General features: G+C 72.8%; 9 protein-coding genes and 1 riboswitch. Of the genes, 6 read left to right on the top strand and 3 right to left on the bottom strand.

The features are described 5' to 3' along the window. Positions 1 to 19 precede the first annotated feature (19 nt). The 4 genes from NBZ83_RS34050 to NBZ83_RS27685 all read left to right on the top strand — a co-directional run bounded on the left by NBZ83_RS34050 (position 20) and on the right by NBZ83_RS27685 (position 2,133). Positions 20 to 151, top strand: coding sequence for a WD40 repeat domain-containing protein (locus tag NBZ83_RS34050; RefSeq protein ID WP_368861919.1), 132 nt, complete (start codon positions 20 to 22; stop codon positions 149 to 151). Between the two features lie 101 nt (positions 152 to 252). Next, entirely contained in the window at positions 253 to 432 is a 180-nt protein-coding gene (locus tag NBZ83_RS27695; RefSeq protein ID WP_261569283.1) for a toll/interleukin-1 receptor domain-containing protein, read from the top strand. A 122-nt stretch (positions 433 to 554) separates the two neighbouring features. After that, complete coding sequence (locus tag NBZ83_RS27690) at positions 555 to 1,436, top strand: tetratricopeptide repeat protein (RefSeq protein WP_261576097.1); 882 nt, start codon at positions 555 to 557, stop codon at positions 1,434 to 1,436. Positions 1,437 to 1,521: 85 nt separating this feature from the next. Further along, entirely contained in the window at positions 1,522 to 2,133 is a 612-nt protein-coding gene (locus tag NBZ83_RS27685; protein WP_261576096.1) for a dTMP kinase, read from the top strand. A gap of 74 nt (positions 2,134 to 2,207) precedes the next feature. On the opposite strand, the gene NBZ83_RS27680 is transcribed toward NBZ83_RS27685, so the two are convergent. Both NBZ83_RS27680 and NBZ83_RS33490 read right to left on the bottom strand, forming a co-directional pair. Beyond that, positions 2,208 to 2,912 (bottom strand): formylglycine-generating enzyme family protein, encoded by a 705-nt coding sequence (locus tag NBZ83_RS27680; RefSeq protein ID WP_261576095.1) that lies wholly within the window; start codon positions 2,910 to 2,912, stop codon positions 2,208 to 2,210. Between the two features lie 299 nt (positions 2,913 to 3,211). Then, complete coding sequence (locus NBZ83_RS33490) at positions 3,212 to 4,162, bottom strand: AraC family transcriptional regulator (protein ID WP_261569277.1); 951 nt, start codon at positions 4,160 to 4,162, stop codon at positions 3,212 to 3,214. A 139-nt stretch (positions 4,163 to 4,301) separates the two neighbouring features. Between NBZ83_RS33490 and NBZ83_RS27670 the strand changes: the two genes are divergently transcribed. Continuing rightward, positions 4,302 to 4,913, top strand: coding sequence for a flavodoxin family protein (locus tag NBZ83_RS27670; RefSeq protein WP_261569276.1), 612 nt, complete (start codon positions 4,302 to 4,304; stop codon positions 4,911 to 4,913). Between the two features lie 12 nt (positions 4,914 to 4,925). Here the strand turns inward: NBZ83_RS27670 and NBZ83_RS27665 are convergent, their stop codons facing one another. After that, entirely contained in the window at positions 4,926 to 5,870 is a 945-nt protein-coding gene (locus tag NBZ83_RS27665; RefSeq protein WP_261569275.1) for a pentapeptide repeat-containing protein, read from the bottom strand. Positions 5,871 to 5,929: 59 nt separating this feature from the next. Continuing rightward, positions 5,930 to 6,066: riboswitch (cobalamin riboswitch) on the top strand. 157 nt (positions 6,067 to 6,223) lie between these two features. Between NBZ83_RS27665 and NBZ83_RS27660 the strand changes: the two genes are divergently transcribed. Then, positions 6,224 to 7,741, top strand: a 1,518-nt coding sequence (locus tag NBZ83_RS27660) for a magnesium chelatase ATPase subunit I (protein ID WP_261576094.1), incomplete at its 3' end; no start/stop codon positions are given.

Here is a 7,741-nt window from a genome sequence, read left to right as displayed (position 1 = left end):
CCCCGGCCCCGCGCACCGCCTGCCCGCCCACGCCGGCGCCGTCCACGACGTCGCCTTCGCCCCCGACAGCCGGCTGCTGGCCACCGCCGGCGCCGACCGCCTCACCATCCTCTGGGACCTGTTCCCACCAGCAGCCGCCAGCCCCGACTGACCCGCCGCCGGTCTCGGGGGCACTGATCGAACGCGACCCGGACCCCCAGTGCTCTCAGCGTCCGGTCACCCACGTTTCGTCCGCTGTGGGAGGCTGGCGGTATGGCCGCTGGGTTCCCGGGACGCCACGACATGGGCATGTCCTCACCGGAGCGGGCGGCGACCTTTTTCATCTCCTACATCGACGACGATCTCGCCTGGGCCGAATGGGTCGCCGCCACTGTGGAAGAGTGCGGGGCCTCCGCCGCTCTGCGGGCGTGGGACTCCACGCCGGGGACGTGAAAGGGGCGCGATCCCTCGTACAACGTGCTCAGCTGATCTGCGTTGAACGGTTGGGCGATCGGCATCCGACGACGCTGGCGACATTGACAAACGTCGCCTCGCTGCTTCGGGCGGAGGGCAGAATGGAGGAAGCTTACGACGCCGACATGCAGACCTGGCTAACCAAGATGGCCGTCTTCGGCCCGGACCATCTCGAAACACTGATCTCGGCGAGCAACCTGAGCATCGAGTTGACCATGCTGGGGCGTTCCCAGGAGGCACTCGAGCTCGATCTCACCGTGTACGAGCAGAAGGCCAGCCGGTTCGGCGCCGAGGCGCCCACCACCCTGCTCTCGCTGAACTCCCTCGTCGTCGACCTGATCGACCTCGGCCATTCCACCGAGGCCCTGGGCCATGCCCGCACGTCCTACCAGGCCCACCTTCGGGTCTTCGGGGACGGATCCCCTCACACGCTGCGAACCGCTGCCAACCTGGCCATCGCACTGAAGAATGTGGGGGAACTGTCCGAGGCGTGCCACCTGGGCGAGCAGACCATGGCACGGCTACGCCACAGCCTCGGGCCCGACCACCCGGACACCTTGCAGTTCGGGACAGAATTTGTGTCAATCCTTTTTGGGATTGGCGCGGAGGAGTCGGCTGTCTGCCTCGCGCAGGATATTTATGATGGCAGCTTTGCCAGATTCGGCCTGCACACCCCGTTTACACTCAACGTCCTCAGTATGCTCGTGACCCTGCACGTCCGGCAGGGGAGGAGATCGTGGGCGCTGCCGTTGTACGAGCTCCTGCACCGGGCGCGGCGGGAGACTCTGGGTGAGGCGCACCCGTACACCCTGGTCGTCGCGGTGCGTCGGGCGGCGATCCTGGACGAAGGTAGCGCCAGGTCGCGCGAACGCGCCCGGCAGCTTCGCCGATCGGTGGTCGTGCGGTACCGGCCCGAGAGCTGGCCGTGGATCCCGGATCACGCGATGATCCAGGATGAGATCGACCGGGGACTACGGCGCTGACATCCCCAGACCCCCGACCGGAACCGCTCCGTAACAACGGGAGCGAGAAACGTCCACGCCCGCGGGTGGCAGATACGATCATTGGATGCGGCGGCGACAGCGTCCTGCGATCATCGCGCTGCTCGGCGTCGACGGCGTGGGTAAGACCACCCAGGCACGGCTACTCGCCCGCGCCCTGAGCGCCGCCGGGCAGCCGGCCAGCTACTTCGAGAACGGCGGCGGGCGCCCGATCATCGACGCGCTCGCCCGGCTGCTGGGCCGCCGCGACGGCCCGGACCTGCTCGGCTCCCGCGTCCACGTCGCCGTCGAGGCGACGTTTCGCGGCCTGGCGATCACCCGCGCCCTGGCACTGTCGCGGCTCACCGGCCGCATCGCGGTCATGGACCGCTACACCTACTGCCAGTACGCGGTCATGCGGCTGCGCGGCGACGGCGGCGCCCGGCGGGTGCGCGCCGTCTACCGCCGTTTCCCCACCCCGGACCTGGTGGTGCTGTTCACCGTCCCGGCAGCGCTCGCCCAGGAGCGGGTCGAACACCGCGGCCGCGACCATGAGGAACTCGACCGGCTGGTCGCCTTCGCCGAGGCCTACGCCGACCTGCCGGAAGCTCCCACGTTCCGCGAGCTACCCGCCTCCGGCACCACCGACGAGGTCCACGCGGCCCTGTTCCCGCTGGTCACCGCCGCCCTCAGCCGCTGACCCGGCCGCGCGCGGCTCGGTGCTGCCGTCGCGACCCGGAAACTCGACGTGCCGGTCGCCCGGCCGCAGCCGGATCATCCCGGCAGGGATCGCGCGAGGCGGAATCCCACGTCGTCGAGCCGCAACGTCGGATGGCTGCGGCGGCGCACCGAGGCCCGGCAGCTCCACTGCTCGTCGAACCACCCGCCGCCGCGCAGCACCCGGTAGGTGCCGTAGACCTCGGCGTCGTAGACGTCCCAGCACCACTCCCACACGTTGCCCAGCATGTCGTGCAGGCCCCACGTGTTGGGCACCCGGCCGCCCACGTCGTGCGGCCGGGTGCCGGCGTTGGCGCGATACCAGGCGATGTCGTCGAGCGGGCCGTAGCGGGGCCCTGTCGTGGCGGCGCGGCAGGCGTGTTCCCACTCCGCCTCGGTCGGCAGCCGGTATCCCTCGGCGCCGGCGTCACAGGTGACCGTGTCGCGGTCGTCGCCGTCGAGGTGGGCGTCCTCGACGGCGGCGGGCAGCCGGTACACCGGCGTCAGCCCCTCGTGCCGGGACGCGGCGTTGCAGAACCGGACGGCGTCCCACCAGCTGACACCCTCGACGGGTAGCCGATCACCCTGGACGCTGCCGGGCCGCTGGCCGGTGATCCGCGCGTACTGCGCCTGGGTGACGGGGAGGGCCGCCAGCCGGTAGGAGGCCAGATCCACCGACCAGCGACGTCGGGTGCGCCGGTCCGACAGCGTCACCTGCCCGGGCGGGATGGCGATCATCTCGGTGGACGTGACCGGCTGCATCCGACGATGCTCTCATCCGCTGTCCGGGTTTCGAGGTCCTCCTGGAATCGGAACGTGAAGGGAATCGGAACGTGAAGGGGAAGTCGCCAGGTCCGGGGCCTGCACGCCACGTTTCATGCTCACCCATGCGGTGCTGGTCGTCGACATGGTCGTCGTCCGCGGCTTCGGCACCGGGCCGGCCCAGACCTGAGGGCGCCCTACAGGGTGTTCACCGGCCTGCGGCTCGCCGTCAGCGGGCGAGACTCATGCGGCTGCTGGAGGAACGCGACAGCGACGGCACGGCGCTGTTCGACCGGGTGTCACGCGGCCGTCTCGTCGACGGTCCCGGCTGAGGCACGCCATCGGCGTCGCCATGCTCCGGGTGCGATGCTCTGGGAGCGGCGGAACGCTCGACTGAAGGCGGCGTCGGTGTCGTACCCGACCGTGCGGGCGATCTGCTGCAGGCCCGACTCCGTGTCACGCAGCAGCGTTTTCGCCCGGTACATGCGCCAGTAGGTCAGATAGTTGATGGGTGAGTCACCTGTCTTCCGTTTGAACGCTGCGGCGAACGCCGCCCGCGACATCCCGGCTCGGCGTGCGAGCTCCTCCACCGTCCACGGATGGGCGAGATCGGCGTGCAGGTCGCGCAGTGCCGGCGCGAGCTGCGGGTCGCTGAGCGCGGAGAGCCAGCCGGGTGAGCTCCCGGCGGACGACGAGGCGTAGGTGCGAAGCGCATACACAAAAAGCGCGTCGGCCAGGCGGCCCACGATGAACCCGGAGCCGAAGCCGGAGCCGGAGCATTGTCGTTCCAGCTCCAGCAGCCTGAAGGTGGAACGCAACGCGTCGCCGGCCGAGTCGTCGAGATCGAGCCGCAGCACGCCGGGCAACACCTTCAACAGCGGCTCGGCGGCACCCGTGTCGAAGGCCAGCCGAGCCGAGACGATCTCCGTCACCGGCCCCTGCGTGCCGTGGCGCACAGAAGAACCCCGTCCGGACGCCAGGAGACTCTCGCAGCTGACCAGGGCTCGCCCCGGTTCGTCCGCGAGGGCGAACTCGGCGCCGGCCCGGACCAGAAAGCAGTTGCCGGCGGCGAGCAGTTCCGGGACAGCGCTCGAGCCGGGCTGCCACCAACAGCGCCCGCTTTTGATCATCATCACGTATGTCGTGTGGGGCGACCTGAAGGAGATCCCCCACGCCCCGTGGGCCTGCACGCTCACGTACTGCGAGTCCTCGACAGACCTCGCCGCCAGGACATCGTCGAGGGGATCCACCTCGCCACCCTAGACGATCGGTCGTAAAAACAAGACGTTGAACGTTCTTCTGTCTCGCCCCGCCGTCGTAGCGTCGGAAGCGCACGGGAAGCGCACCTCCCACCGAGCACATCCGTCCACCCGAATCACTGGAGTTCACGTGTCCGAGCTCGTTGCCCCGACCCCCTCGGTCGCCGTCGCCTTCCACTCCGGCTACGGGCACACCGCGGTGCTCGCCGAGGCGGTCCGGCGCGGGGCGGCCGACGCCGGCGCCGACGTGGCCCTCGTGCCGGTGGACACCATCACCGACGAACAGTGGCAGCGGCTGGACGACGCCGACGCGATCGTCTTCGGCTCACCCACCTACATGGGCAGCGCGTCCGCCGCCTTCCACACCTTCGCCGAGGCCACCAGCCGCCGTTTCGGGGAAGGCCGCTGGGCCGACAAGCTCGCAGCCGGCTTCACCAACTCGGCGTCCAAGAGCGGCGACAAGTCCAGCACGCTCGCCTTCTTCGCCACCTTCGCCGCCCAGCACCGCATGTTGTGGGTCAGTCTTGGCCTCGCCCCCGGCTGGAACTCCACCACCGCCTCCGAGAACGACCTCAACCGCCTCGGCTTCTGGGGTGGCGCCGGGGCCCAGACCCCGCTGGACGGTGGCGTCGACACCGTCCACACCGCCGACGTCACCACCGCCGAGCACCTCGGCGCCCGTGTCGCCCGCCAGGCCGCCCTCATGGCCGCCGGACGCCGCGCCGCCTCCGTCACCGCCTGACGGGTTCGACCGTCACCTCGCTCTGGGCTGCGGCCGGGTGGGGGATGGCGTCCAGTGCGCGGGACGGCTCAGCGCCGCGGGCAGGGTGGTGGCCGCGGCGCCGCGGGCGGCGTCGAGCTGGGCCTGCACGACGAACAGTGCCCCGCGCAGATCCGCGCCGCTCAGGTCGGCGCCCCGTAGATCCGCCCCGCGCAGGTCCGCGCCGCGTAGATCGGCGCCGGCCAGGTCCGCGGCGATCAGCAGCCGGCCGGTCAGCTGCGCACCCCGCAGGTCGGCGCCGGCCAGGCGCGCGCCGACCAGGTCGATGCCGAGATTTCGTGGACTCCCCGCGCCGAGGTCGCGCGGCCGTCGCTGCCCGCCGGTGGCCGGGGTGAACCCGCCGCGTAGCAGGGCGCTGACGCGGGTGAGCAGGTCATGCACGGTGCGGCGGTGGGCGGGCAGGTCCGCGGCGAGCAGCGTGTCGGCGTCGGCGTCGGTGAGGGCGAGGGTCGCCGCGGTGGTGGCGTCCACCTCGGCGAGCAGGCCGGCGCGGGCGGTGGCGTCGGCCGGCGGACTGGCGCCGGCCGACGGACTGGCGCCGGCCGGCCGCGCGGCAAGCAGGCTGCGGGCTTCGGCGAGGTGGTGCAGGGACTCGTGCAAGGTGCGCATGACGGCGAACACGTCGAACATCGACGCGGCGTCGCCGGGATGGGACCGCCAGTCCCGGCCGGCGAAGGTGACCTGGCTGACCTGCTGGCCGGCACCGAAGCAGTCGAACACCGCGCAGCCGCGGAACCCACGCGGGCGCAGCTCGTCGTGCACGGAGCAGGCGTGGCCCGCGCTCAGGTGCCGGCAGGCCACACCGGGAGCCTTGCTGATCGGGAAGTCCGCCGAGGCGGTGAAGCCCGGGGCGACGCAGCACAGCGCGAAGCAGTTCCCGCAGTCAGCCGCCAACCGCGCACGGGCGGGACCGGTCACCGCGCGAGCCTCCTCCACGTCGACGGATATGCCATGCTGACGGACGCGACAGCTTCGGGAGGAAGCCGGTGCGAATCCGGCGCGGTCCCGCCACTGTCACCGGGAAGTGCGTCTTCCCGGATGGGCCTACCGGCGCGACGTGGCGCGGGCGGGCACATCCGGTGCTCGTCGCGCCCGAGCCGGGAGCCAGGATACTCCGGCCGTCGCAGGCGATGACCAAGGGCGAGGACCCTCCGGGAGGACATCAGCATGCCTGCAACACCACCGTCGCATCAGCCTCATCGGCGTCAGCAGCGCCATCGGCCCCACCAGCTCCACCAGCCCCGGCGGCGCGCGGTCGCGGGGGCGCGGCCGTGGTGAACTTCCCGCTGTCCGCCGTCGTCGGCGCCGACGACCTGCGCCTGGCGCTGCTGCTCAACGCGGTCAGCCCGGCACTCGGCGGCGTGCTCGTGCGCGGGGAGAAGGGCACGGCCAAATCCACCGCGGTGCGGGGGCTGGCCGCGCTCCTGCCCGGTGTGGAGGTCATCGTCGGCTGCCGGTTCGCCTGCGCGCCGAACGCACCGAACCCGGACTGCCCCGACGGCCCGCATCCGGGCGGCGCGGCGCACGCCACCCGGGCGGCGCGGCTCGTCGAGCTGCCCGTCGGCGCCTCCGAGGACCGGGTCACCGGGTCGGTCGACCTCGACCGGGCGCTCGCCGAGGGGGTCAGCGTGCTGCGCCCGGGGCTGCTGGCCGCCGCACACCGCGGCATCCTCTACGTCGACGAGGTCAACCTCCTCGGTGATCATCTCGTCGATCTGCTGCTCGACGCCGCCGCGCTCGGCGTCGCCCACGTCGAACGCGACGGGGTGTCGGTGCGTCATCCGGCGTCGTTCCTGCTGGTGGGGACGATGAACCCGGAGGAGGGGGAGCTGCGCCCGCAGCTGCTCGACCGGTTCGGACTGACCGTGGCAGTCACCGCCAGCCGCGACCCGGTGCTGCGCGCGCAGGTCGTGCGCCGCCGGCTGGCGTTCGAGGCCGACCCGGTGGCGTTCGCCGCCGCCTGGGCGCCGGCGGAGGCGGCGCTGGCCGCCCGGGTCGCCGACGCCCGCGCCCGCCTGCGCGCCGTCACGCTGACCGACGCGGCGCTACGCGCGGTGAGCACGGTGTGCGCCGGGGTGGACGTCGACGGGATGCGCGCGGACGTGGTCCTGGCGAAGACGGCGATGGCGCTGGCCGCCTGGTCCGGGCATGACACGGTCCGCGCCGCGGACATCCGCGCCGGTGCGCGTCTGGCCCTGCCCCACCGGCGCCGGCGCGGCCCGTTCGACGCCCCCGACCTCGACGACGCCACCCTCGACGCCGTCCTCGACGCCGCGCTCGACGGCCTCGACGCCACCATCGACGCCGACACCACCCGAGCAGCCGACGCCGACGCCGACGGTACGGCCGGCGACGGCGCCAGGGCGCGCCAGGACGCGACCGGCGACGCCCGCGACGGGACCGGCCTCGACCACCTCGGACCGAACGGCCGCGACCCGCACCCCGACGACGACCCCGACGGCGGCGGCCCGCACCCCGGCGGCCCGCACGGCGGCGGCCCGCACGGCGGCGGCCCCGGCAACGGCGGCCCGGACGGCGGCGACGACCGCACCCGTCCCGGCACCTCACCCGCTGCCGGCACCGGGCTCGACGGGCGGGGGCCGGCAGGCGGCGCCGACGATCCGCGGCTGCCTGCCACGTCGCGCCACGCCCCCACCGGCCCGTTCGGCGCCGACGCCGACACCCGCGGGCACCGCTCGGGCGGGGGACACCTCACCCTCCCGCCGGGGATCCGCCCCCCGTTCGCCGACCGTCCGGCCACCGCCGGATCCGCCTGCGGCGGTCCACCC

It is taken from the genome of Frankia gtarii (assembly GCF_025403375.1).
Classification (GTDB): domain Bacteria; phylum Actinomycetota; class Actinomycetes; order Frankiales; family Frankiaceae; genus Frankia; species Frankia gtarii.
Note: the sequence above shows the minus strand (reverse complement) of the source record. Positions and strands in the feature narration are given on the sequence as shown.

Excerpts from the sequence above, each read along its gene's own strand:
- NBZ83_RS27685 (WP_261576096.1), top strand. The coding sequence starts at position 1,522 with ATGCGGCGGCGACAGCGTCCTGCGATCATCGCGCTGCTCGGCGTCGAC.
- NBZ83_RS27680 (WP_261576095.1), bottom strand. The coding sequence starts at position 2,912 with ATGCAGCCGGTCACGTCCACCGAGATGATCGCCATCCCGCCCGGGCAG.
- NBZ83_RS27690 (WP_261576097.1), top strand. The coding sequence starts at position 555 with ATGGAGGAAGCTTACGACGCCGACATGCAGACCTGGCTAACCAAGATG.
- NBZ83_RS27695 (WP_261569283.1), top strand. The coding sequence starts at position 253 with ATGGCCGCTGGGTTCCCGGGACGCCACGACATGGGCATGTCCTCACCG.